The following is a 23,062-nucleotide window of genomic DNA, read 5'->3' on the forward strand; positions in this document are numbered from 1 at the left end:
GGCGGGTATCCCTCCTGTGGCATGCTTCTCACGCCGGACGGAGGCTGAGATGGTACGCTCCAGTTCCACGGTTTCAGATCCGCGGCGCGCGCGGCGCGGCTACACTGCGCGGCCCGTGGACTCCGTGATGGACAGCATCGAGGCGATGGTCGCCTGGCTCCGGCAGCGCCGGTGGGCGCACCTCGCCGTGGTGAACCTGCGCATCCTGATCGGCTTCGCGTTCCTGCCGGCGGGGCTGAAGAAGATCCTCGGCGAGCCGTTCACGGATCCGGGCAGTCGCGGCCCGTTCCATGAGTTCTTGCACGCGTTCCACGCGACCGGGCACTTCTACACGTTCGTGGGCGTGGTCCAGCTGGTGGCCGCGACGCTGCTCATGACGCAGCGGTTCGCGACGGTCGGGGCATTCTTGGCGCTGCCGGTGACGGGCGCGATCCTGGCGTTCTGCTGGAGCACGGCGGTCGTCCCGACGGCGACGGTCGTCACGCTGATGTTCGCCGGCCTGGTCGGGCTGGCGCTGTGGGACGTCGAGCGGTGGCGCGGAGTCCTCGACGCGCCGGACGCCGCGCCGCGGGCCGCGCGTGCCTCGTCACCAGCGCCGATCGACCTGCGGCTGTGGAGCCTGTGCGGGGCGGCCATCCTGGTGGCGTACGTCGCGACGTGTCTGCTCAGCGGCGGCATCTACCGGCCGCGGGGGCCCGCGTTCGATGAGCCGGGGTTCTACGTGCTGATGGCGCTGCCGCTGTTCCCGATCGCGACCGCGCTCATCGATCGTCGCCGGCGCGCGGGGCGCTGACGCCCCGGTCAGGGCTTCGATCGCGTCAGGAACTCCGACAGCAGCTGGTCGGTCGCCCTTTTGACTCGTCGGCCTCGTGGGCGCGCGCCCTCGCAATCGTGCAGAAGGAGAGGTGCCCGCGCAGTGGTGTCATGCGCCTGCGGCACCCTCCAGCGCCACGACGATGTCGCCGAGCGGCGCAGCGAGGCGGAGCCACGCCTCGCCGCCCACGCGTAGCGCGGCGAGCACGTCGTCCGCCCGGCCGCGGAACGCGCCCAGCGAGCGGGCCGGACCGCCCTTGTCGACCGCGAGCACGGCGACCTCGTTGTCATCGCGCGCCACGACGACGAGCACGCCCGTATCGGTCGCGCCCAGCCAGACAGGGCGGCCGCCGAGCGCGGTGCTCCGGGGAGCGCCGCGCTTCGGCACCTCGTGCAGGAGCCCGCGCGGAACGTCGCAGCCCCAGAACGAGCGCAGCCGCAGCGCGGCCGGCAGCGGGCCGCCGAATGCCTCGTAGGCGTCGCAGGCGTCGTAGCCGGGGTCGAGCGGGAGCAGGTCGGCGTCGTTGGGGACGAGGCGGGCGAGCGCCGCGTCGCGCGCCGCCATGAAGCGTGGCAGGGCATGGCGAAGGCGTAGCGCCGGGAGGCCACAGAGCGGTCGCCGGTCTGGGGGAGACTCACCCTCTTCCGTCACAATGCAGCGCCTGCCGCTCGGGTCGAGCAAGAGCACCGCGCGATTGCGGATTGCGATAGGTGTGTCTGGCCTGAAGACCGGGCGCACCTCGAGGACCCCGTGGTCCTTCTTCAGCCGCACGAGCGTCCAGCCGTCGATGGCGAAAACCCAGCTGCCATCCGTGCAAAGGCGGCGATAGGACGACGACGTTGCGGCAACGAGGGTTGTCCCCGGAGGAACGAGCGCACCTCCTGACGCCAAGCCTGCGGGGGCTTGGCCGCGTCCTGGCTCAGGGCGCAGTACGGCTACACCGTGCGCGGTGAGCCAGGCGCGGAGGGCGGCGGGCGCGTCCACCTGCGCGGCGGTATCCCACGCAAGCTGGATCGATAGGTCAGCACCCACGCGCAGCGCGGCGATTGGCCGTCCCTGGCGCTCGAGCTCCACCGTGACCGGCCCCAGCGTGTCCGCCTCCAGATCTGTGCCCTCGCCGCGCGGAGGCGTATTCCCGCGGAGGCGAAGCAGCGGGCGAAGCGCGTCGAGCTCCGAACGAGCGACGCGAACGCGGCGGCGATCGTTTGCGACGAGCCACGCCGCCGTCGCGCTGCCGAGGGCGCGGTCCACATCCGCTTGCTGCGGAGGCGGAAAAGGCAGGATGGGCCATACAGGCATAGGGCTATCGCTTCAACGCTGTGGGCACGTACTTCCCGCCGTGCACCGTTGGGTTGTTCGGTGTACCTCTCATCGTGCCGTAGTAGAGGTGACCCTGCTTGTCGGTGATGTACTCTTTGTCTTCGATGATGAAGTCGGAGCCGTCACCCTGCTTCGCGGTCGGAAACCAGAAGTTGTACCACGGCCGCGGCTTACTCGACGTCGCTTTTCGCCTGCCTAAGAACGCGCTCCCCATGCGCCGCTCGGTCCGTTTGTCATGCTGGCCCTCGGGCCTCCTCCCGGGGGCCGTCTGCCTGCAGCAAGCCTGCGGAGGTGGTGCCGGCGACGGCGCCGGTCGCCGCGGCCGACCTGGCCGCGCCGCCGGTCATCTGCCCGCGCGCGGCTCCAGCCGGAGCCACACGCCGCCGGACGTGCGCAGCGTTGTCGCGACGTGCAGCCGTGTCGTCCGCCCCGGCACCGCGCTGACCCGGTAGCGCTGGAGGAGCCGGGCGAGGATGAGCTGCCCTTCCATCAGCGCGAACTCCTTGCCGATGCACTGCCGCTGTCCGATCCCGAACGGGATGAACGCGAGCGGGTGCCGGGCGCGCGCGCGCTCGGGCGTGAACCGGCCCGGGTCGAACCGCATCGGGGCTTCCCAGTGGTCCGGGTGCCGGTGGAGGACATAACTCATGATGCCCACCAGGGTGCCTGCGGGGATGTGGAAGCCGTCGATCTCGTCGTCCTCGACCGCGGTGCGAGGTATCCAGTACGCTGGCGGGTAGATCCGGAGGGCCTCCTGCACGACCGCGAGCGCGAGCGGCAGCCTGGGAACATCTGCGAAGCCGGGCCGCCTGTCGCCGAGCGCCGCGTCGACCTCCGCCGCGAGCGCCTGCAGGAGGTCGGGGTTCTCGACGAGGAAGTGGAGCGCCCACGCGAGGGTGACCGAGGTCGTCTCGTACCCCGCGAGGAACATCGACACCGCCTCGTCCCGCAGCTGCTGGTTGGACATCTGCTCGCCGGTCTCGGCGTCCACCGTGGCGAGGAGGATCGAGAGCAGATCGCCGCCGCGCCCCGGCTGCGCGCGGCGCTGCGCGATGAAGCGAAACACGTTGTCATCGATCGTCTTCACCGACCGCTCGAAGCGGCGCCGCCCGGGGGCCGGTATCCAGCTCGGCAGCGCCCGGAGCGCGGCCCCGAGGAGCATGTAGTCGATCGCGTACTGCATCGAGCCGCCAACGGCGTCCGCCTCCTCTTTGGTGATCCCCGAGCCGAACATCGTGTTGAGGATGACCTTCATCGTGATGTGCGGGAGCTCCCGCTCGGCGTTGACAGGGCGCCCCGCGGCGGCGGCCACGCCGAAGCCGGCCATGCCGTCGTCGATCGCCTGCACCATGAGGTCGCACATCGCGGCGAGCCGGTCCCTGTGGAACTCCGGCTGGATCATCCGCCGCTGCCGCAGCCAGAGGTCACCCTCGCTCGTGGGCAGCCCATTGCCGATGAGCGCGCGGATGCTCTCCCATAGAGCCCCTCCCTTGGAGTAGTTGCGCGCGTTGTCGCGCAGGACGTGCTGCGCGTGCCTCGGGTGGTTCAGCGCGACGAGCCGCGCGAGCCCGAGATCGATCGTGTACAGATCGCCGAGCTGCTCTCTCGCCGAGACGAGGTAATCGAGCCGATCCTTCAGCAGATGCGGGAGCACGCCGACGAGCGGAAAGCCGCGCGCCGACGGCGGCGCGCTCGCGCGGGGGGCGGCGCCGGCGGTGGCGCGGGCAGGTGTGCTGGAGAGAAGATCCGGCTGCATCGTGGCCTCGTCAACGTGAGGGGCGTATCCGATCGAGCGGCGGTATCCGAGTCGCGCGGCGGACGGGGCGCCCGCTGCGCTGATCGGACGAGAGTACATGAGCCCGGATCCCGGCGACGAGAGTTTGGAAAGAGGCCTCTTCCCAGGACGCCCAACCGCCCACAGTGTGGACGCGCGAGGCACACGAAACGGCGTGAGCGCCCGAGGGCCGATGTCCTCGGACGTTGTATTCCTACGCTGTCACGCGACCGCGCGCCGCGAGGTGCCGCTCGATGTGGCCTATCGCCGTGCCCACGCCGTCCTCGCCGCGGATCTTGCGTCCGAGCTCCTCGGCGCGCTCTTTCATGCCCGCGTCGGTGGCGGCGGTCCGGATCGCGGCCGCGAGCGCGTCGGCGGTGAGGCGCGGCCGCGGGATGGCGCGCGGGCCGACGCCGAGCTCCTCGACGCGGCGCCCCCAGAAGAGCTGGTCCCCCAGGTGCGGGACGACCACCGCAGGCCGCCCGGCGCGCAGGCACGCGGCCACGGTGCCTGCGCCCCCGTGGATCACCGCCGCGGCGACCCGCGGATAGAGCCAGTCGTGCGGCGCGGCGTCGATCCGGAGGATCGTGTCGGGCAGCGCGATGTCGCCGAGCCCGGCCCAGCCCGAGAGCAGGACGGCGCGCTGGCCGCTCCGCGCGACCGCGTCGACGAGGAGCCTCGTCGTGGCGCCGGGATCGTGGGACGTCATGCTGCCGAAGCCGAGGGCGATGGGCGGCTCGCCCGCCGCGAGGAACCGCTCGAGGGCCTCGGGCGGCCTGTACTCTTCGCCCTCGTCGAGGAACCAGTAGCCCGTCGTGTGGTAGCTGGGCGGCCAGTCCGGCGGGTGCGGGACGACGTGGGCGCTGTAGCCGTGGACGACCAGCATGCGGCGCAGAGCGGCCATGTACGCCCGCCGATCCTGCGGCGGCAGGCCGAGCCTCTGCCGCACGCGGGCCGTCACGCCGCCGTACCAGCGCCACACCGTCGGCTCGATCAGGAGCTTGCCGAACAGGAGGTTGAGCACGCTGTCGCGGCGCGGGACAGGGGCCGCGAGCGCGGTCGGCCCGTGGCGCGTCGCCAGGATGGAGGGCTGGAGCGGCATGCTGACCTGCACCGCGCCGGAGGCCTCGGCGATGGAGGCCGCGTACGTGTCCGAGGTGAAGCTGCTCAGGATGAGCTCGGCGCCCTCGCAGGCGCGCAGGGCGTCGTCGGCCATCTCCGCGCCGAAGCGGTCGATGATCCGCTGCAGGATCCGCGACTGGGCCATCGGGTTGGTGCCCCGCGACACCCACTCTTTGCCGAGGTCGCTCTCCATGATGTCGACCGAGTCCACGCTCGCCGGGATGGCGGCGAGCCCGTGCGCCTCGATCCAGGGCTGGAAGCTCTTGCCGGCGAGGACGCTGACGGCGTGGCCGCGGGCCGCGAGCGCCTTGCCGAGCGCGATCGCGGGCTGGACATCTCCGCGGCTGCCGAGGGCGAGGACGGTGGTCTTCACGGGGCCGCCTCGCCTCAGAGCGCCTTCCAGGACGCGTCGCCCGACGGCAGCCGCGGCGGCTCGACCGACAGGATGTAGTCGACCCGGCGGTTGCGCGGCTCGTCCACCTGGTCCGCGGTCTTCACGAGCGGCGCCGACTCGCCGAGCCCCTCGAAGGCGATGGGGAGCTTCACGCCGCGGCCCTTGAACCAGGCGGCGATCGCGCGGGCGCGCTTCCGCGACAGGGTGAGGTTGTGCTCCACGCCGCCGACCGTGTCCGTGTGGCCGACGATGAACAGCGTGATCTTGCCGAGCTCGCTGGTCTTCGCCACGACCTCCGAGATCTTCTGGAGGCTCGCCTCCAGCTTGGGCACCTCGGGGGCGCGGATGACGTCGGAGTTGGTCTCGAACTGCACCTCTTCGTGGGGGATGCTCACGTTCCAGGGGATGATCGCGATCCCCGCCCAGTACCCCTCGGTGTCGTGGCCGTACACCTCGATGCGCGCGACGGGCTCGTCGCTCGAGGGCGACCAGGTCACGGCGAGCGGCGAGCCGGCGGCGGCCCCGCCGAACGGCTTCTCCTCTTCGGCCAGGACCGCGCCCGACTGCCCGAGGACCTTGATGCGCACCTTGCTGGCGGCGCGCGACAGCTTCACCTCGATCTGGCGGCCCTTGACGTCCACCTTGGACCTGTCGATCGTCACCTCGAGCGCGGGCGGCCTCGCCTGGGCGCTTCGCGGCGGTGAGGGCGCGGGCGAGGGGCCGTCGGCGCGCGCGGCGGCGGGGGCGAGCAGGGAGGCGGCGAGGAGCACGGCCGGGGCATGGCGCATGGGGATCCCCATCTCTGGAGGGTGAGGGAAATGCGGGAAGACGTCCCCGAGCATACCAAAAGGCGCGCGTCGTGGAGCGGCGGGGTGATGTGCCGTGTGTTCGCGGCGCGAGCTGCCCTGCGCGCCGGCCTGCACCGGTGTAGGGTGTACCGTCGAGCGTCGAGCGCGCTCCGGCAAAGGCGCCGGAGATCCAGCTGAACGGCGTTCCACGTCACATGGCAGTCACCATTTTCGACCTCTTCAAGATCGGTATCGGGCCCAGCAGCTCACACACGGTCGGGCCGATGCGCGCGGCGCGCATGTTCGCGGTGGATCTCGACGAGGCGGGCCTGCTCGCCCGCACCGCTGCGGTGTCGGTGGAGCTGTTCGGGTCGCTCGGCGCCACGGGCCGCGGCCACGGCAGCGACAAGGCCGTGATCCTCGGGCTCATGGGCGAGACGCCGGACGGGGTGGACGTCGAGCGGGCGGGCGCGATCGTCGAGGGCGTGCGGCAGAGCGGCCGGCTGTCGCTGCTCTCCCGCCACGAGATCGGCTTCCAGGTGAAAGGACACCTGGCCTTCCTGCACCGGAGCCTGCCGTTTCATCCGAACGGCATGCGCTTCACGGCGCTGGACGAGGGGGGCGCGCTGCTGCGCGCGCGCGTGTATTACTCGGTGGGCGGCGGCTTCGTGGTGAACGAGGCGGCGGCGAAGGGGGAGAACCCGATCGAAGCGGACACGACGCCGCTGCCGTATCCGTTTCACAGCGCCGCGGATCTGCTCGCGGCGTGCGCGGCGAGCGGCCTGTCGATAAGCCAGGTCATGCTGGAGAACGAGAAGGTGTTTCGCCCGGAGGCGGAGACCCGGGCGGGTCTCCTGCGCATCTGGGGGGTGATGCAGGACTGCGTGCGGCGCGGCTTCCGGGCAGAGGGCGTGTTGCCCGGCGGCCTCAAGGTGGTGCGCCGCGCGCCGGCCCTGTACCGCAAGCTCATCGAGAGCCCGGAGGCGGGGCTCCGGGATCCGCTGACGGCGATGGACTGGGTGAGCCTCTACGCGCTCGCGGTGAGCGAGGAGAACGCCGCCGGGGGCCGCGTGGTGACGGCGCCGACGAACGGCGCTGCGGGGATCATCCCGGCGGTCCTGCACTATTACCGGCGCTTCGTGCCGACGTCGACGGACGAGGGCGTCATCCGCTTTTTGCTGACGGCGGGCGCGATAGGCATTCTCTACAAGGAGAACGCGTCGATCAGCGGCGCGGAGGTGGGGTGTCAGGGCGAGGTGGGCTCGGCGTGCTCGATGGCCGCGGGCGCGCTGGCCGAGGGGCTGGGCGGCACGCCGGCGCAGGCCGAGAACGCGGCCGAGATCGCGATGGAGCACAACCTCGGGTTGACGTGCGATCCGGTGGGCGGGCTCGTCCAGGTGCCGTGCATCGAGCGCAACGCGATGGCCGCGATCAAGGCCATCAGCGCGGCGCGCATGGCGCTGCACGGCGACGGGGCGCACTTCGTGAGCCTCGACAAGGTGATCAAGACGATGCGCGACACCGGCGCAGACATGGAGTCGAAGTACAAGGAGACGGCGCGCGGGGGGCTCGCGGTGAACGTGCTCGAGGTGCCGGTGGAGGTGGGGGTCAATCTGCCGGAGTGTTAGGCGCGCTCCGGCGCCGTGCCAAACGCGCGTCGAAGGACCAGCGCCCCGCGCCGACGATGACGAGGAAGAGCGCGCCCAGCAGCATCGCCCAGTCCGTCCTCGCCTCGTGGACCATGCTCCAGAAGCCGTATTGCGGCAGCTTGCGCACGTGGAAGCCGAGGATGTCTCGGCCGAGCAGGATCGGAAGCTTGGTCGAGATCAGCGCCACGACCATGTCGATGACGAGCAGAGCGGCGGCGACCCGGGTCAGGAGCCCCGCGAGCACGAGCGCCCCGCAGACGATCTCGACCACCCCGACGAAAGGTCCCACGGCTTCCGGCCAGGGGATGCCGATCTTGACGAACCTTCCGGCGCCGAGCTCCGCTGGATAGATGAACTTCTGGAGCCCTTCGGACAAGAAGACGGCCCCGACCGAGAGGCGGACAAGGAGCGTCGCCGAAGGCGCCTCGGAATCGAGCATCTTGCGCAGGTGGTTCATACTTTCGTTTCAGCCCCTGTCGAGGGAGTGTGGATGTGGATCTTCCAGAGGCCCGCCCGGATCTCACGATCCGCCGTCGAGATCATGGTTCGAAGCGCGTAGACGATCTTCGTAATCCCGTCAATCGCGACCCGCTGCCGTTCGGACGCGGCCTGCAGCCTTCCGGCTCGGTACTACAATCGAATCCGGCGCCTCCGCATTGGCCGGCTCGGCGCTCCTTGGCATCGTGATCCATCCCGGGAACCGAAACTGGACAGTGGCGCTGGCGAAGGCGGCGAAGTCACCCCATGCTCGGCGACGAGGGCTTCGAGAAGGCGGTCGCCGAGGTTGACGAGCTCGAGGCGGCGCTCGGGATTGCCGACCTCGCGCGCTTCACGCCGGCATAGGCGAAGGTGCGACGGGAGCGCTCGGGCCTCGCGACCGCCGCGCGGCGATGTGGCCGGCGGCGTGATCGTCGGCCATAGTGTCCACGTGTTGTATGTCCGCCACGTGCCGGGTCCGCCGCTCTCGGCGCACGTCGCCGAGCTCTGGTACCTTTCGGCTGCTCCGCCTCACGCGGCTGAGCGCATCCTGCCCTCCGGTACCCTCCAGCTGGTCGTCAACCTCGACCAGGACGAGGTTCGCGTCTACGACGGCCCCACCATTCGCCGCTACTCCGGTGCCGTCGTCTCGGGCGCGTACCAGTCCGCCTTCGGCGTCGACACACGCGAGCACGCGTCGATGGTCGGGGTCCAGTTCCGCCCCGGCGGCGCGTGGCCGTTCCTCGGCGCGCCGCTCGGCGCGCTGACCGACACGCACGCCGACCTCGCGGACCTCTGGGGGCTGCGAGCGGCGGAGCTCCGTGAACGCCTGTGCTCGACGCCGGAGCCGCGCGCTCGCTTCGCGCTGCTCGAGCGCGCGCTGCTCGACCGCCTTTCGGTCGCGCGCCCCGGTCATCCCCTGGTTCCGCACGCGATCGCGGCGCTCGATGGAGGCGAAAGGCGCGTCGCCGACGTGGCGGCCACGCTCGGCATCAGCCACCGCCGGCTCGTCGACGTGTTCACCGCCGAGACCGGCCTCGCCCCGAAGGCCTTCGCCCGGATCACACGCTTTCGACGGGCGCTCTTGCAGGCCGAGAGGGAGCGCGAGCCGGACTGGGCCCGGCTCGCTGCCGTGTCAGGGTTCTGCGACCAGTCGCACCTGATCCGCGAGTTCGTGGCGCTCTCCGGCAATTCGCCGACCGCGCTCGTCGCCCACTCCTCCCGCGAACGCGTCAAGCTGCACCACATCGCCATCGCGGCGCCAGCCGCGCCGGACGGGGCGCGCCGAACGGACCGGCAACACGCGCGATCTCGAAGTGTCTCGACCCGATGACCGCGAAGGATCAGCGCGGTGCCGGGACGCACCGCAGCGCGATCGGTGGCGAGCCCCGCCGCTTCCAATTCGTCCAAGACCGGGTTGCCCGCCGTGGGTAGACGTGGGTCATGACGCAATGCTCGGTCCAAGTTGACACAGAGGTCGGCGATCCTGGCAAGAAGTGCAACGTAGTTCCGCAGGCGGACGCGCGGCTGCGCGAGGCCATCAGGGTGATCGGGGGAAGGAAGAGCTTCATGACACGCACCCGATCGCTGATCCGAGTCGCCGCCGCTGCCGCCGCCCTGCTCGCGGGGGTCGGGGTTGCCGCACCGGCGGCCGCGCAAGGTGTTATAGGCACCGGCTCCGGGCGAGCCGGGGCCACCGTGGCCGCGGTGGTGGGGCTGCTCGGCGTGGTCATCGGTGGGCTGGCTCTGGCCCGCTCCGTCGGTCGTACCGGCGCCGGTAGCGGGCGAGACAGGGCCATCGTGGCCCTGGTGCTGGGGCTGATCGGCATGGTCCTCGCTGGGCTGCACCTGGCCACCTCCACCGGTGGTATCGGCACCGGCAATGGGCGAGGCGGGGCCATCGTGGCCCTGGTGCTGGGGCTGATCGGCATGGTCCTCGGTCGACTGGCTCTGGCCCGCTCCCACCGCAGCGGCTGACCGGCTGACCCGGCCATGGTGCCGGGTCAGCGCCCGTGTTGCGGTTCCTGCCCCTCCAGGGCGTGTTCCGGCGGCTTAACGCCAGTTCGGAAGCTGGTCCGGTGAGCTTCGCAGCCCGAACGGGCTGCGAGCGAAGGCGTACATCAGGAGCAGAGCGCGCTTCTCGAGCTCGACGAAGCGAGAATGGCGCACGAGCCGAGGGAAGGCGTCGGCCAAGTGTTCGAAGACGTAGTCCTGATAGCTACCCCGCCGATGGCTCGTGAAGCTCGATCGGGTTGCCGTCGGGATCTTCGAGTTGAATCTGCGCGCCCCCCACGCCGCGTTCGATGTCGTTCCGGAAGGGTGTGCCGGCCGCGCGGAGTCGTTCGATGATCGCGGCGAGGTCGTCGACGTAGAGGACGATGCGGTTCCAGCCGCCCGCGACCTGAGCGCTGCCGTCGGGCATCGGGCGCGCGCCGGAGCTGCCGGGGCCGCTCAGGAGCAAGCGCAAGTCACCGCGGGAGACCGTCGCGAACGCCGTGCCGGACTGCAGGTCGAGCGTGAAGCCCAGTTGCTCGGTGTAGAAGCGAACGGCGCGATCGATGTCCGTGTTCTGGTAGCGGACGACGGCCGAGTTGGCATCGGGGCCTTCCGCGGCCGAGGTCGATTCCTCCGGCGACTGGTGAAGCTCGACCGGGTTGCCGTCGGGATCCTCGAGCTGAATCTGCGCGCCCCCCACGCCGCTTTCGATGTCGTTTCGGAAGGGGGTCCCGGCCGCGCGGAGCCGTTCGATGATCGCGGCGAGGTCGTCGACGTAGAGGACGATGCGGTTCCAGCCGCCCGCGACCTGAGCGCGGCCATCGGGCATCGGGCGCGCGCCGGAGCTGCCGGGGCCGCTCAGGAGCAAGCGCAAGTCACCGCGGGAGACCGTCGCGAACGCCGTGCCGGCCTGCAGGTCGAGCGTGAAGCCGAGTCGCTCGGTGTAGAAGCGAACGGCGCGATCGACGTCCGTGACCTGGTAGCGGACGACGGCCGCGGTGGCATTGGGGCCTTCCATGGCCGAGGTCGATCCGGTGGTACGGGACATGCAACCTCCGAGAGAGAGAATGACAAGGATGAGGATGATCTTGACGATGATCTTCATGCGCCGATCCTGTTGCCCGCGCGCGCCGCCGTATTGGACAAATTGGAAGCCGCGGCGGTCCAGGCCTCGTGGGTATGCGCCGCACCGAACGACGCTTCGCCATCCTCCACGTGCTGTGTGCCAGCGTTTGACCATGCGGGGAGCAGCAAGGCGGTGGAAGGGGCCTGCGCCGTGGTGTCCGCGGTCGCAAACCGGGACGTTCAGATTGCGATTGCTCGGCGCGCCCGGGTGCGCTCTCCTTCGATGCAGGAAGCGGGAGACTCTCCCGCGAGCGCGCCGCGATGAAGCCCTTGTACGAAGCTCGTGCACCAGAGATCGTGACGGAGCCCGAGCAGGTGGATCAGCTGCCGGCGCTGATCGAGCGGATCGCGGAGCAGACGCGGCGCGACGTCGAGGACCGGCGGGTGGAGCTGCCGTCGGGGCGCGTCGTCGAGGTGCGATCCGCGGCAGGGGACGAGGAGCGGGTGACGATCCGGAGCGCGTCCGGGGAGATCGAGCTCGACGTGCGCCTCACCGAGCGCGGGCCGGTGCTGCGGATCCGGGCGGCGGAGCTCGAGCTCGAGTCGCCGGGCGCGGTGCGCGTCGACTGCGATCGTTTCCACGTGCGCGCCGAGCACGGGATCGTGCACGAGACCGGCGGCGACCTCGCGCAGACGGTCGCCGGCGACGTGACGACGCGGGCGCGCGGCGAGCTGCGCGCCGAGGCCCGTCAGGTGAACCTCGAGGCCACGCGCGGCGACGTGCAGATCGCGGCGAACGATGACGTGCAGCTGCTCGGCGAGCGGATCAAGCTGAACTGCTGAGCGCCGCACGCGGCGTGGGGCGCGGTGGGTGGCGCCCGCGCTCACCGACGGCGTACCGCGGGCGGCGTCTGCGCTCACCGACAGCGTGCCGCGGGCGGCGAGGGCGGGGTCGACCGCGCGTCAGAGGGCCGAGAGGGCGCGCTCGACCTGCTCCGCCAGCGCGGACTGCGCGGCGACGCGCCGCTGCCACACGCGCTTCAGGCGCAGGCCGAGCGGCGCGTCGAGCCCCTGCTCCGCGATCTCGAGCGAGAGCTTGCCCCGCCGCTCGGCCCTGACGAGGCGGGCGTACTGCTCGGCCCCGAACCGGTCCGGGTGGCGCCGCTCCCAGGTGCTCGCGTACGCGTCGTCGAAGCGCTCGCGCAGCGCGCGGTCCCCGTGCTTCAGCGCGCGCTCGAGCTCGTCACGCCAGCGCCGCTCGGCCTTCCGCCAGGTGGCCTCGTCGAGGTCGTGCGCGGAGAGCACCTCGCCGCGCAGCGCGCCCCGCTCGGCGAGCTCCGCGCAGACGGTGGCGTACCGCTCGATCGTGACCGGCTCTTCCGGGCGCGCTGCGCTCGGCGCCGGCGGCGCCTTCAGCGGGGCCGGCGGTTGCGGCGCCGGGGCGGGGGCCGGGGCGCGCGGCGCGGGGCTCGCGGGGGCGGGCGGCTGCGATGGAGCTCCGTCGACGTCGAGCGCCGCGAGCACCGCTCCCGCCGCCGGGCCGGGCGTCGTGGCCGCGGGTGGGGTGGCGGGCAAGGTGCCCGACCCCGGCGCGCTGCCGGGCCCGTCGAGCGCCAGCGTGCCGCCCGCGGACGCCTCCCGCCGCCGCGGCTCGCTGGAGCGCGACGGCGCGGCCGGCGCGGCCGCCGCGGCCGCCGCGGGGCGCTGCACCGGCGGGCGCCGCGGCGGGACGGCTGGCGCGCTCCCGATGCCCACGCCGGCGACGGCCACCAGGCGCTCCCGCTGCGCCGGGTCGCGCAGCTCGACGTGGGCGCGCCAGGTGATCGTGCAGAGCCGCCGATCCGCGTCGACGTGGAGGCCGTCGGCGTGGAACGCGAGCCGCGCCGGGGCGTCGGGATCGGCGTCGTCGAGGCCGTACACCGCGCCGGCGACGCGCGCGTCCGGCAGCGCGCTCTCGATGCGCGGGCGATCCGGGTGGAAGCCCTCGAGCACGACGACCGTGTCCGGCTGCAGCGCGGAGACCCACTGGTCGCGCGGGGCGCACTGGAAGTACGACCAGTCGAAGGCGCCCGGCACCTCCATCACCTCGGCGTCGAGCCTGGCGCGGGCGCCGGCCGGGAGGCGGCGGCTGCGCGCCGGCCACGCCGCCGCGAGCGGACCGAAGCCGGCGGGCCTCTGCGGATCGACGGGGTCGAGCACGTTCGGCAGCTCGCCGTCGCGCTCGCTGCACCCCAGGGGGTTCTCGGGCACGCCGACGCCGCCGGCGGCGCGCTCGTACACGATCGGCATCCGCACGAACGGCTCCGGCGCCGCCCCGGCCTCCTTGCGGCGGCCGACGACGCGCACCGTCTTGTCGAGGCCCTGCCCCTCGCGCTGGACGAGCGCGAACCGCGCGCTCATCTCGGCGACGGGGCGGCCGCCCGGCGCGGCGGCGTGCCCGAGGGCGGTCACGTCCACGTACTGGCGGTACGGCACCCGATCGCTCGCCGCGGTCACGTGGGTCATCGGGCCGCGGCGGTCGTGAACATCCTTCGTGTGGAACGGCGCCGCCACCTCCGCCGGCCGCATCGGCGACGCGTCGAGCGAGAAGCTGGCCTTCACGACGACAGTGAGCCGGAGCTTGCCCTCGTGGCGCCAGGGGACCGTGTCCACGGTCGCCTGCGCCGCCGCCGCCGACGCCGACGGCGTGAGCGACGCGCACGCGACGCCGCCCGCGGTGCCTGGCAAGAACGGCAAGGCGCGCGCCGCGAACTGCGCGGCCTGCGCGTCGTCGACCGGGAGTGTCCCCTTCGGCTCGCTCATGTCCCCGTCATGCACGGTCGCAACCGCGCCTCCCGAGGTCAAGGGCTCTTCCAGCGTTCGCGGGCCGCAACGACCATCGGAGTCGTCGCCGGTGTGTGGCGGTGCGCGGATGGCTTCATCACCTGGCCGCCGAGCTCGGCCAGAGGTGCGCGCCTGCGGCGGGAGATCCCAACAAAATATCGAGTCGCCGCCCGCGCGCGCCACGTACCATGACCGCATGACGAAGAGGCTCACCGACCCCTTTCACGTGCTGCCGGAAGCGCAGCGCCACGAGCTCATGCGCGACACGGTGATGGCGATCTTCGGCCCCGCGGTGGGTCAGGGCTTCTGGGATCAGATGGAGCCGCTGCTGACCGACACACGGCGCCAGCCAGGCGACGCGGAGGAGCCGGAGAAGAACTTCTGGCGGGGCCGGTGGCGCATCTACGAGGCAGAGTGAGCGCGGAGCAACGGCCGTGAGCGACGACCCGACGCCGCCCGCCGCGCGCGCGCCTGCGCACAGACCGCGCAGGCCGCGCCGCAAGACCGAGCTGCTCCTGCAGGGCGAGCCCGACGGGCGGCGGTGGATCGCCTGGATCTCGAAGCGCACCTACCGGATCCACAACGGGCGCTGCGAGCTCGACGCCCCCGGGCAGCAGGAGGTCCTGCACGACGACGAGATCCCGTACAGCGAAGATCGCAAGCCGCCGCGGGTGTCTCCGCCGATCGCCGTCGACGAGATGCTCCCTTTCCGGCGCGCGACCGACGTCGTCATCCAGGCCTTCGCCCACGCCTACAAGCCCGACACCCGCACGCTCACCGCGAGCGTCCGGTTCGGCAAGCACCACCGCGAGATCGTCGTCCACGGCGACCGCGTGGGGGAGATCGACCGCGCGGGCCGGCCGCGCTTCTCCGAGCCTGCGCCGATCGAGGTGGTCCCGATCCGCTACGACTACGCCTACGGCGGCGTCGATCTGACGGCGCTCGGCCGGAACGGCGACCTCCTCGGCCAGCTCGTCCAGGAGGCCCGCCGAGGCATCGACCGGCTCGCCGACACGGTGTACCATTACCCGAGAAATCCTTGTGGTTACGGGTACTTGATGGAGCTCGACGCCGAGAGCTTCGCGGGGCGGCCGATCCCCAACCTCGAGTTCCCGTTCGACCCGCTGACGCCCCAGCGCCTCGCCGTGGGCAAGCCGTACCGGTGGATCCATGCGCCGCTGCCGGCAGGCTGGGATTACCAGTCCATGGCCTGGTTTCCCCGGCTCGCTTACCTCGGGCTCGCCCCGACCTGCCAGAGCGACGGCAAGCTCCCCGCCGAGGTCGAGCGCGGCTGGGCCGCCCGGGATGTCCTCTCGATTCCGCCGCTCTATCAGGACCCCGGCGGCCCGCTCCGGCCGGAGTACGCGCAGGTCGCGTCGCCCGGGATGAGCGTCTCCGACCTCGCGCCGGACGAGTACTTCGAGCTGCATCACGTGCACCCGAACCGGCAAGTCTACTCCTTCCACCTGCCCGGCGAGGTGCCCCGGGTGATGCTGGAGCTCGCGCCCGGCCGGGCGCTCACCGAGGCGGAGTCCCACCTCTGCTCGGTGGTCGTGCGGCCGGTCCCGGGCGAGGTCGTGGTGGTCTGGAGCGCCAGGGCCCCCGTGGCCCTGGATCTCACCGAGGAGCAGATGATGAACCTGCGGCGCGAGGTGCGCTGGACCTCGGCCGCGCGATCGACGCGATGATCGACCCGATGAAGGAGCGCGGACAATGTCGTACGGCTGCCTGACCGTCACGCGGTGGAACGTGTTCCTCGGCCTCTCGTGGCACGAGGCCCTGTTCTGGTGGCCGATGCCGCCGCCCGGGGCCTACGTGCCCCAGAAGTACTGGCCTCATCTCCAGACGGGGCTCGTCAGCGGCACGCACCTCTTCTCGTTCTGGTCGGAGCAGGACAAGCACGAGATACAGCTCGACGGCGTGCACTGGATGGGGCGGGGGAGCGACGCGAGCCTCGTCGTCCCGCACGTGGACGTGGTCCAGGGGTGGAATCCGCTCCTGCCCTGGACCATCCTCTTCGGGAGCTCCATCTCGGTCTGGGGGACGAGCGGGGTCGCGATCGGATGCGATAACCCGATCTTCGGCGAGACGACCTGCGATCTCGCGTGCTCGCCGTTCAAGACCGTGCCGTTCTCGCTCCACCTCGCGTGCAACAGCCCGATCAGCCTGCCGCTCGATTTCACCATCGTCTGGGGCACCGCCAAGGCCGGCTTCACCTGGACCGATTTCATCGCGTGCCTCGTCGACATCGCGATCGAGATCGCGATGGACATCCTGATGAAGTTCGGCGGCCAGATCGCGGGCAAGCTGTGGAAGGGCGCGAAGGCCGCGGGGAAGGGGCTGGTGAAGGGCGCGAAGATGGCCGCCGCCAAGAGCGCGGATCTCGCCCAGCCGTTCTTCGAGCGGGCCGGCAAGGCGCTCGCGCGGGAGAGCGCCGAGGGGACGCTCGCCAAGATCCTCAAGGAGTCCGCCGAGGAGGCGGCCGACGACGTCGCGTCGAAGGTGGGCAAGCAGGCGGCGGAGAGCTTCTCGGACTCGCTCAGCCGGCTGCGATCGCAGAGCGACGAGCTGCTCGAGGAGCTCGCGGAGGCCGCGGACGGCAGCGTGTGGAAGTCGTTCAAGCAGGGCGCCGCGGAGCTTGGCGAGAGCGCCGCCGATCGCATGAAGAAGCTCGGGAAGAGCCTTGGCGCCGCGGCCAAGTCGGTGAAGGACACGATCATCGCCGTGAAGACGTGGAAGAAGGTGACCGAGCAGAACCTCCTGCAGTCGCGGAAGGTGAGCAGCATCCTCAAGTACACGGCCCTGGCGAACGGGTTCAAATACTCGAAGAAGGTCGGCGGGAAACTCTACAGCTCCATCGACGCGCAGTACCACGACCCCGGGGATCTCGACGCTGGGTCGGACGGGTACAGCTTCGGGCCGTTCGCGCTCGGGAGCAGGAGCGGCGTCTACGACGACCTCGGGGACCCCGTGGGGGACACGGATGATGACGACGACGATGATGACAAGACCACCAAGGCCGTGGTTGGCGATCGGTTCGCCTGGAGGGGCGACGCGAGCGCGACGGCGCGCGTGAGCGAGCGCTTCTCGTGGTCCGATCAGAGCGAGGAGAGCGGCGCGAGGGCGGGGGTGGACGACCGCTTTGCCTGGATGGTGAGCGACGCCGCCGCGTCCGGCGCGTAGCTCCACCCACCAGGAGTCAGGCCAGGGATCCGGAGAGAGATTTTAACGCAAAGGCGCAAAGTCGCAACACCTACGCCAATGGCGTCGCGACCTACGGTTAGAGCGGCAAACCGCTAGAAAAGCGTCCAATCCTCCGCCGCACCAGTGCGGAGACCACGCCTTCGGCCGAGCGCGGCCCGTTCCATCACGCCTCCACCCCATACTTGGCCAGCCACTGTTTCAGGCGCTGGTAGCTCCTGAAGCCGATGAGCGCCGCCGCGCGCGTCTTGTTCTGGTTCGCTTCCTTCATGGCCCGCTCCAGGTAGTGCCGGACGACGTGGGCGATGGTCTCCTCGAGGCTGAAGCCCTCGCCGAGCGGCTGGCCCAGCACCGCATCCCGCGGCGTGTCTTCGCGGACGAACAGCGCCTCGCGGACCTCGACGACATCGATCACCGGCCCGCGCGCCCAGACGAAGGCGCGCCAGAGGGTCCCCTCGAGCTCCCGGACGTTCCCCGGCCAGGGGTGACGGAGCAGGTGGTTCCTCGCGGCGGGAGAGAGCTTCTTCTGGGTGCCTCCGGGGCCCGCTTCGTTGTTGAGGCGTTCGAGGAACTGGTCGATCAGCAGGCCCACGTCGCCCTCGCGTTCGCGGAGGGGCGGCGTGTGCAGGACCAGGATCGCCAGCCGGTAGAAGAGATCCTCGTGGAATCGACCCTGGCCGACCTCACGCATCAGATCCCGGTTGGTCGCGGCGATGACGCGCACGTCGACGGGGACCTCCTGCCTGCCGCCGACGGGGCGGATCTTCTTCTCCTGGAGGGCGCGGAGCAGCTTCACCTGCGTATCGAGCGGCAGCTCGCCGACTTCGTCGAGGAAGAGCGTCCCGCCGGTCGCGCGCCCGAGGTGCCCCTGGTGGTCGGCGACGGCGCCCGGGAAGGCGCCCCGGGTGTGCCCGAAGAACTCGGAGTCCACGAACTCCCTGGGCAGGGCGCCGCAGTTGACGGCCACGAACGGGCCCTCGGCGCGCGGGCTCGCCTGGTGGATGGCGCGGGCGAGGAGCTCCTTTCCAGTCCCGGACTCGCCCTGGATGAGGACGGGCGCCATGGTGCCGGCGGCCCGCTGCGCGCGGTCGAGCAGCCGCTTCATCACCTCGCTCCGGTGGACGATGTCCGAGAACGCCGGCTCGTCGGGCCGGAAGCCGTCCGAGAGGCGGGCGAGCTCTTCCTCGAAGGGGATCAGCTCCGCGGCGAGCTCGAAGGGCACGTCGGCGGTCTGGACGCCGGTCTGGGGCGATGACTCGATGAGCTCCGCCTCGAAGCGCGTCTTCGCGACGAGGATCCAGATGGCCGCCATCGCGGGCGTGCCCGGGCTCAGGTGGAAGGTCCGCTTGGCCCTCTTCCCGTACTGCTCGATCGACCAGGCCACAGCCTCCATGACGGCGCGGTAGATGTCCGCGTGGCGCGCCGGGGTGGAGAGCGCCTCCTGCCGGAGGACGATGCTCGCCTTCGTCTTGGTCCTGAGCCATCGCGTGAACGGCGCGACCTCCTCTCCTGGATGGTTGTTCAGCAGGACGAGGTGGTCGAACGCGCGCTCGGCGACGGCGTGCGCGATGGGGCCTTCGCCGACCGTGGCGTCGCCCGACGCCGCCTTGATATCGGCCTTCCCGATCCATGCGAGGAGAACACGGGCCATCGTGCTCGCCAGCGTAACAAACCTTCTGGCAGCGGAGCAACGCGCCTTCTGCTCGCTGCTGTGGTTCCGACGGGAGGCCCGGCCGCTCGAGCCCGCGGCGCCGCGGCGCTGCTCCGGCCAGGCCTGGAGCGCGACGGTCCCGCGCAGCGCGCCGGGACCGGCTAGCCCTGGCTCGATCGGGACGCGCGATCCGCCGGGTACGGACGTACGTTCAGGCCGGTCCAGCGCATGAGGTAACCGAGGACGGCGCCGAACACCAGGTGACCGATCAGGCTCAGAACGAACGTCTTCGGCGTGAGCCGGAAGAGCAGCTCCTCGCCACGGGGCGCGGCGAGCACCGTGATGATGAGGCAAGTCCAGACGAAGACGCCGTACTTCACGGCAGCCTGGACGACCTCACGCCCTCTGGCGAAGACGGGGTAGACCATGAAGAACGCGACACCCATGCCACCCCCGTTTCCAAGCCAGCGCCACGCATAACCGAGCGGCGCGTGGCCCTCGTGTCGATGGAGCAGCTGCGCGCCGATGTTCGGGATGAAGTCGTTCCATTGTCCGGTGAGGATCGAGAGCGCCCTCGTGACGTCGTACATCCACACCGCGACGAGCGCCATCAGGTACCCGCGGGCGGCGAGCCGCCCGTAGCGCGGGAAGCGGACGCCAAGCGCGATCGCAGCGAACGCTGCGGGGAGCGCCACGCCAGGACCCGAGAGGTGCAGCGGGACGATCTCGAACATCGCCAGCGCCAGGCAGACGATGGGCATGAACCCGAGCACCCCGAAGCTCAGAGGGACCCAGATGTCCCGGCGAAGCTTGACCCGATCCAGGAGCGCCGCGAGGAGCAGCGACACGTCATCTTGCTCCGCGATCGGGACGCCCGCGCCCGCGTGCACCGCCACGCCGCGCGCGTTCGAGTCCGGGTCGGTCGTGATGAGCAGCATGATGCTACGAATCCACGTGAGCCGGGTTTGCCGCTGGATGTGCGGGTTGTCGCGAAGTCCTGTCAAGGGCCGATGAGGCTCGTTTCCCTTCTCTCCGTCGATATGTGATATAGAGTCTTCCATGAGGCTACTCCAGTGTTGGCGATGGACGTCGCGGGCGCGCGAGCGCTCCGCGTCGCGGCGCCGAGAGCGCTGCGGCAAACCGACCCACCACGAGACGCGCAGCGGTTCGATGCCGCTTGTGCGATGCGTGGCGCCGCTGCTCGAAGGCGCTGCGAGCGCACGCCGAGATCTTTGCCGCTCGACCCTGACGAACCCCGCGTCGGGAACCCCATCGCGATGGCTGGCTGCCTGCCTTTCTAGATTTCATCTTATCCGCGTTCTGCGGCCACCGCACGACGCTCGGCCGCGAGCACCTCGAGCGAGGAGAACGTCGGGAGACGCATGCTGCGGCTCGCGACTCCGAGACTCCATCCGATGATCTCCACGAGCGCTCGCTCCCTGGCCGAGTCCCGGCAGACGGCGCGCCCGGTGAGGCGCGAGGCGCAGCAATTTCACCGCGTCCGCAGGCCTTGCGCCCGCGCCCCGGCGACGTGGCGGCGCAGCGGCTCCGGGGCGCGGGTGCACGCTGGTCGGCCTCTTGCATGCTCCGTCGAGCGGGCACGGGGGAGCGGAGCTCGCAATGGGGGCGGGCGTACTCATGCGTGCCGAGAGCGCAAGGAGCCTGTTCGATGAAGCCCAAGAAGAACTGCAGGGTCGAGGATTACATGAGCACCGCGGTCATCACGCTGAAGGAGGCCGACACGATCAGCGCCGCAAACCTCGAGATGAAGCTCGCGGAGATCCGGCATATTCCCGTGGTCGACGCGAAGGGGCACGTCGTCGGGATCGTCTCCGATCGCGATTTGCTCCGCCACGTGAGCCGCCTCGACGGCAAGCCCATCCCGATCGAGTCGATCATGACCCGGCGTGTCCGCACCGTGCGAGCGACGACCCCGGCCGCCGATGCAGCCCAGATCCTCCTCGATCACAAGATCGGCTGTCTGCCCGTGGTCGGCGACGAGGAGCAGCTCGTCGGGATCATCACCGAGACGGATTTCCTGAGCATCGCCCAGCAGGCGCTGCGAGGCATCGACGTGACCCACGGCGCGGGAGATCGCTAGCCTGGATTTTCACAGCAGAAGATCGGTTAACATAAAGGCCACTGACGGCGGTCAAGCGAACGCGACCTCGAGCGAAGCTCCTCCCCACCAGGGGACAGCGACGGGCGTCGCGAGCAAGCCGGATTCAAGCAGCATCGGGTTGTGAGCCCGACGAGGGAGGCGCACGTGAACGCGCTGCGGGCTGACCTCGACCCTCGCCGTCGTGTCGAGGAAGCGGCGGAAGATCTGCCGCGCCTTGGCGTGCTCGAAGCCGTGCAGGTGCTTGCCGAGCAGCCGGTAGAGACCGGTGGCGATGACGGTCAAGGTCACGTCGAAGTCGACCTTCATGGCCACCGCAGACGACAGCGCATCGACGTGGAAGAAGTGGACCTGGTCCTCGAGGTTGTTCTCGATCAGCATGCGCCGAGCGTAGCGCTCGAGGATCGTGCGCGGCGTCGAGCGGGTGTCGTTGGTCAGCAGGACCGTGGGCTCGTCGTGACCAAGATCGCGCGCGCAGATCTGGCGGATCGGCGCGGGATAGTCCCTGCCCATCCGGATCGTCTCGTCGAGGACCTTGGGGTTGCGAAACTTGCGGTGCGGTACATCAAGCTCCACCCGGCGCCAGGCTGCAGCCGGAGCGTTCAGCACGTGGCGCTTGAGGACATCCGTGCGGCGGCGCAGCGTGACGAAGGTGATCCCCTGGGCATCGAGGCGGCTCAGGTTCTTGTAGGTGGTGAGCTTCGAATCGAACACGAGGTGCGGGGGCATTTGGCCGTGCGCCTTCTTCCAGAAGTCGACGAACCGCAGGACCTCATCGCTCTCCTCTCCCTTGCGCAGGTCGGCGTTGGCGTAGCAGAGCACGTCGGTGTCGGCGTCCTGGGCGATGAAGGTGAGCACGGCCTTGTCGCGGCGACTGCGCTTGGAAAGGTAGTGGCGCTCGACGAACTCGTCCTGCCCGAAGAAGGGAACGGCGTGAAAGTCGAGGTTGAACGACGCGCCCGCGAGCGCGAGATGCGCGCGCAGGTGTTCGAGCCAGCCGCGCAGCAGTCGCACCGAACTGGAGCGGCCCAGGCGATCGGAGTACTGCGCGAGGAAGGTCGTCTTCGGGATGACGTTGAGCCCCGCGAACAGCGACAGGCCTTGGTCGAAGACCAGATCCATCACGTGGCTCTTGCGCTCGATGGACGTCAGCTTCAACGCGAGCGCTGCAAGCAGCGCGTGGGCTGCCGGGATCGCCTTCGAGCCAGGCAGGGCTGCTTCGTCGGCGAGCCGATCAAGGCCCACCTTGACGAGCAGCGGGAGGAGCACGAACAAACCGCCGACATGGGTCTCGAACGTCGCAGGGACGAGCTGAAAATCGCGGACATCGGCGCGGCTGGCGCGCTCGGGGCGCGTCCTGGCGGGGCGCTCGTCGTCCTTGCGACGCGGCAGCCTGGAGAAGCCCTCCTCGCGCAACACCTCGGTGATGGCCGTGGGGCTGAGCTCGATGTGCTGGCCCCGGAGCTCCTCGGCGATGTCGTAGATCGACAGGTTGCGCTTGCGCATCGCGATGATCAGGCGCCGGGCGCGGGACTTCTTCGGTTGCTCGTGCGGGCCGCGCATCGGCTCGGCGAAGAAGGCACGGTCAGGATCGTGCCGGAACTGATGGCAGAGCACGCGGAACGAGCCGGAAGTGTAGCCGAAGGCCTTCGCGACCTCGGCGCTCGAGCGACGCTCCACAAAGTAGGCGCGCAGCGCCTCGTACTGGCGGTGCCGCGCCTGGGTGGGCGCCAGGAAGAAGCGGGCGGGGTCAGTTAGGGCAGTTGGTGCGCTCATCGTAAAAAACGTGACCCACACATAAGGCATCACGTCAAGGTGAGAAGAGCGGTGCAGAGAAGCGATGAAGCCGATTTCTGCTGGATTTCAAGGT

The 23,062-nt window shown here is 70.6% G+C and carries 20 protein-coding genes; 9 read left to right on the forward strand and 11 right to left on the reverse strand.

Features of this window, described 5'->3' with window-relative positions:
* The first annotated feature begins 115 nt into the window (after positions 1-115).
* Positions 116-793, forward strand: coding sequence for a hypothetical protein (locus tag WME95_RS10540; RefSeq protein WP_437908270.1), 678 nt, complete (start codon positions 116-118; stop codon positions 791-793).
* A gap of 129 nt (positions 794-922) precedes the next feature.
* Here the strand turns inward: WME95_RS10540 and WME95_RS10545 are convergent, their stop codons facing one another.
* The 5 genes from WME95_RS10545 to WME95_RS10565 form a co-directional block, all read right to left on the reverse strand.
* Positions 923-1,378 (reverse strand): hypothetical protein, encoded by a 456-nt coding sequence (locus WME95_RS10545; RefSeq protein ID WP_437908271.1) that lies wholly within the window; start codon positions 1,376-1,378, stop codon positions 923-925.
* Positions 1,379-2,117: 739 nt separating this feature from the next.
* Complete coding sequence (locus tag WME95_RS10550) at positions 2,118-2,348, reverse strand: hypothetical protein (protein WP_437908272.1); 231 nt, start codon at positions 2,346-2,348, stop codon at positions 2,118-2,120.
* Between the two features lie 129 nt (positions 2,349-2,477).
* Positions 2,478-3,890 carry a cytochrome P450 gene (locus WME95_RS10555; RefSeq protein WP_437908273.1) on the reverse strand — a complete coding sequence of 471 codons (1,413 nt, stop codon included), beginning with the start codon at positions 3,888-3,890 and terminating at the stop codon, positions 2,478-2,480.
* A gap of 232 nt (positions 3,891-4,122) precedes the next feature.
* The gene (locus WME95_RS10560; protein WP_437908274.1) at positions 4,123-5,403 is read right to left on the reverse strand and encodes a glycosyltransferase; all 1,281 of its coding nucleotides are present in this window, start codon (positions 5,401-5,403) and stop codon (positions 4,123-4,125) included.
* Positions 5,404-5,417: 14 nt separating this feature from the next.
* On the reverse strand, positions 5,418-6,212 hold the full coding sequence (locus WME95_RS10565) for an OmpA family protein (protein ID WP_437908275.1): 795 nt from the start codon (positions 6,210-6,212) through the stop codon (positions 5,418-5,420).
* 215 nt (positions 6,213-6,427) lie between these two features.
* On the opposite strand from WME95_RS10565, the gene WME95_RS10570 reads away from it, so the two are divergent.
* Positions 6,428-7,840 (forward strand): L-serine ammonia-lyase, encoded by a 1,413-nt coding sequence (locus WME95_RS10570; protein ID WP_437908276.1) that lies wholly within the window; start codon positions 6,428-6,430, stop codon positions 7,838-7,840.
* On the opposite strand, the gene WME95_RS10575 is transcribed toward WME95_RS10570, so the two are convergent.
* Positions 7,821-8,318: a DoxX family protein gene (locus WME95_RS10575; RefSeq protein WP_437908277.1), complete on the reverse strand. Its 498-nt coding sequence runs from the start codon at positions 8,316-8,318 to the stop codon at positions 7,821-7,823. The genes WME95_RS10570 and WME95_RS10575 overlap by 20 nt on opposite strands.
* Before the next feature lie 471 nt (positions 8,319-8,789).
* On the opposite strand from WME95_RS10575, the gene WME95_RS10580 reads away from it, so the two are divergent.
* Together WME95_RS10580 and WME95_RS10585 are read left to right on the forward strand one after the other, a co-directional pair.
* Positions 8,790-9,671: an AraC family transcriptional regulator gene (locus WME95_RS10580; RefSeq protein WP_437908278.1), complete on the forward strand. Its 882-nt coding sequence runs from the start codon at positions 8,790-8,792 to the stop codon at positions 9,669-9,671.
* 236 nt (positions 9,672-9,907) lie between these two features.
* Positions 9,908-10,315: a DUF6223 family protein gene (locus WME95_RS10585; RefSeq protein ID WP_437910972.1), complete on the forward strand. Its 408-nt coding sequence runs from the start codon at positions 9,908-9,910 to the stop codon at positions 10,313-10,315.
* Between the two features lie 241 nt (positions 10,316-10,556).
* Here WME95_RS10585 and WME95_RS10590 read toward each other — a convergent pair whose 3' ends face one another.
* The gene (locus tag WME95_RS10590; protein WP_437908279.1) at positions 10,557-11,573 is read right to left on the reverse strand and encodes a VOC family protein; all 1,017 of its coding nucleotides are present in this window, start codon (positions 11,571-11,573) and stop codon (positions 10,557-10,559) included.
* 155 nt (positions 11,574-11,728) lie between these two features.
* Between WME95_RS10590 and WME95_RS10595 the strand changes: the two genes are divergently transcribed.
* The gene (locus tag WME95_RS10595; RefSeq protein ID WP_437908280.1) at positions 11,729-12,241 is read left to right on the forward strand and encodes a hypothetical protein; all 513 of its coding nucleotides are present in this window, start codon (positions 11,729-11,731) and stop codon (positions 12,239-12,241) included.
* Positions 12,242-12,361: 120 nt separating this feature from the next.
* On the opposite strand, the gene WME95_RS10600 is transcribed toward WME95_RS10595, so the two are convergent.
* Positions 12,362-14,200: a DUF2169 family type VI secretion system accessory protein gene (locus WME95_RS10600; RefSeq protein ID WP_437908281.1), complete on the reverse strand. Its 1,839-nt coding sequence runs from the start codon at positions 14,198-14,200 to the stop codon at positions 12,362-12,364.
* Positions 14,201-14,417: 217 nt separating this feature from the next.
* Between WME95_RS10600 and WME95_RS10605 the strand changes: the two genes are divergently transcribed.
* From WME95_RS10605 to WME95_RS10615, 3 genes are read left to right on the forward strand one after another with little or no spacing between them, the layout of a single operon-like run.
* Positions 14,418-14,639 carry a hypothetical protein gene (locus tag WME95_RS10605; RefSeq protein ID WP_437908282.1) on the forward strand — a complete coding sequence of 74 codons (222 nt, stop codon included), beginning with the start codon at positions 14,418-14,420 and terminating at the stop codon, positions 14,637-14,639.
* A 16-nt stretch (positions 14,640-14,655) separates the two neighbouring features.
* On the forward strand, positions 14,656-15,909 hold the full coding sequence (locus tag WME95_RS10610; RefSeq protein WP_437908283.1) for a DUF2169 domain-containing protein: 1,254 nt from the start codon (positions 14,656-14,658) through the stop codon (positions 15,907-15,909).
* Positions 15,910-15,934: 25 nt separating this feature from the next.
* Positions 15,935-17,404, forward strand: coding sequence for a hypothetical protein (locus tag WME95_RS10615; RefSeq protein ID WP_437908284.1), 1,470 nt, complete (start codon positions 15,935-15,937; stop codon positions 17,402-17,404).
* Between the two features lie 184 nt (positions 17,405-17,588).
* On the opposite strand, the gene WME95_RS10620 is transcribed toward WME95_RS10615, so the two are convergent.
* Together WME95_RS10620 and WME95_RS10625 are read right to left on the reverse strand one after the other, a co-directional pair.
* Positions 17,589-19,073: a sigma-54 interaction domain-containing protein gene (locus WME95_RS10620; RefSeq protein ID WP_437908285.1), complete on the reverse strand. Its 1,485-nt coding sequence runs from the start codon at positions 19,071-19,073 to the stop codon at positions 17,589-17,591.
* Positions 19,074-19,234: 161 nt separating this feature from the next.
* The gene (locus WME95_RS10625; protein ID WP_437908286.1) at positions 19,235-20,011 is read right to left on the reverse strand and encodes a hypothetical protein; all 777 of its coding nucleotides are present in this window, start codon (positions 20,009-20,011) and stop codon (positions 19,235-19,237) included.
* Positions 20,012-20,742: 731 nt separating this feature from the next.
* Between WME95_RS10625 and WME95_RS10630 the strand changes: the two genes are divergently transcribed.
* Entirely contained in the window at positions 20,743-21,174 is a 432-nt protein-coding gene (locus WME95_RS10630) for a CBS domain-containing protein (RefSeq protein ID WP_437551527.1), read from the forward strand.
* Between the two features lie 51 nt (positions 21,175-21,225).
* On the opposite strand, the gene WME95_RS10635 is transcribed toward WME95_RS10630, so the two are convergent.
* Entirely contained in the window at positions 21,226-22,968 is a 1,743-nt protein-coding gene (locus WME95_RS10635; protein WP_437902938.1) for a transposase, read from the reverse strand.
* Positions 22,969-23,062: the final 94 nt, after the last annotated feature.

This window comes from Sorangium sp. So ce327 (assembly GCF_051530205.1).
Lineage (GTDB): Bacteria > Myxococcota_A > Polyangia > Polyangiales > Polyangiaceae > Sorangium > Sorangium cellulosum_B.

What these genes read in the sequence shown, in the direction of transcription:
- WME95_RS10615 (WP_437908284.1), top strand. Translation starts at nt 15,935, where the DNA reads ATGTCGTACGGCTGCCTGACCGTCACGCGGTGGAACGTGTTCCTCGGC.
- WME95_RS10550 (WP_437908272.1), bottom strand. Translation starts at nt 2,348, where the DNA reads ATGGGGAGCGCGTTCTTAGGCAGGCGAAAAGCGACGTCGAGTAAGCCG.
- WME95_RS10570 (WP_437908276.1), top strand. Translation starts at nt 6,428, where the DNA reads ATGGCAGTCACCATTTTCGACCTCTTCAAGATCGGTATCGGGCCCAGC.
- WME95_RS10590 (WP_437908279.1), bottom strand. Translation starts at nt 11,573, where the DNA reads ATGGTCAAACGCTGGCACACAGCACGTGGAGGATGGCGAAGCGTCGTT.
- WME95_RS10585 (WP_437910972.1), top strand. Translation starts at nt 9,908, where the DNA reads ATGACACGCACCCGATCGCTGATCCGAGTCGCCGCCGCTGCCGCCGCC.
- WME95_RS10575 (WP_437908277.1), bottom strand. Translation starts at nt 8,318, where the DNA reads ATGAACCACCTGCGCAAGATGCTCGATTCCGAGGCGCCTTCGGCGACG.
- WME95_RS10565 (WP_437908275.1), bottom strand. Translation starts at nt 6,212, where the DNA reads ATGCGCCATGCCCCGGCCGTGCTCCTCGCCGCCTCCCTGCTCGCCCCC.
- WME95_RS10600 (WP_437908281.1), bottom strand. Translation starts at nt 14,200, where the DNA reads ATGAGCGAGCCGAAGGGGACACTCCCGGTCGACGACGCGCAGGCCGCG.
- WME95_RS10620 (WP_437908285.1), bottom strand. Translation starts at nt 19,073, where the DNA reads ATGGCCCGTGTTCTCCTCGCATGGATCGGGAAGGCCGATATCAAGGCG.
- WME95_RS10635 (WP_437902938.1), bottom strand. Translation starts at nt 22,968, where the DNA reads ATGAGCGCACCAACTGCCCTAACTGACCCCGCCCGCTTCTTCCTGGCG.
- WME95_RS10605 (WP_437908282.1), top strand. Translation starts at nt 14,418, where the DNA reads ATGACGAAGAGGCTCACCGACCCCTTTCACGTGCTGCCGGAAGCGCAG.
- WME95_RS10630 (WP_437551527.1), top strand. Translation starts at nt 20,743, where the DNA reads ATGAAGCCCAAGAAGAACTGCAGGGTCGAGGATTACATGAGCACCGCG.
- WME95_RS10625 (WP_437908286.1), bottom strand. Translation starts at nt 20,011, where the DNA reads ATGCTGCTCATCACGACCGACCCGGACTCGAACGCGCGCGGCGTGGCG.
- WME95_RS10555 (WP_437908273.1), bottom strand. Translation starts at nt 3,890, where the DNA reads ATGCAGCCGGATCTTCTCTCCAGCACACCTGCCCGCGCCACCGCCGGC.
- WME95_RS10545 (WP_437908271.1), bottom strand. Translation starts at nt 1,378, where the DNA reads ATGGCGGCGCGCGACGCGGCGCTCGCCCGCCTCGTCCCCAACGACGCC.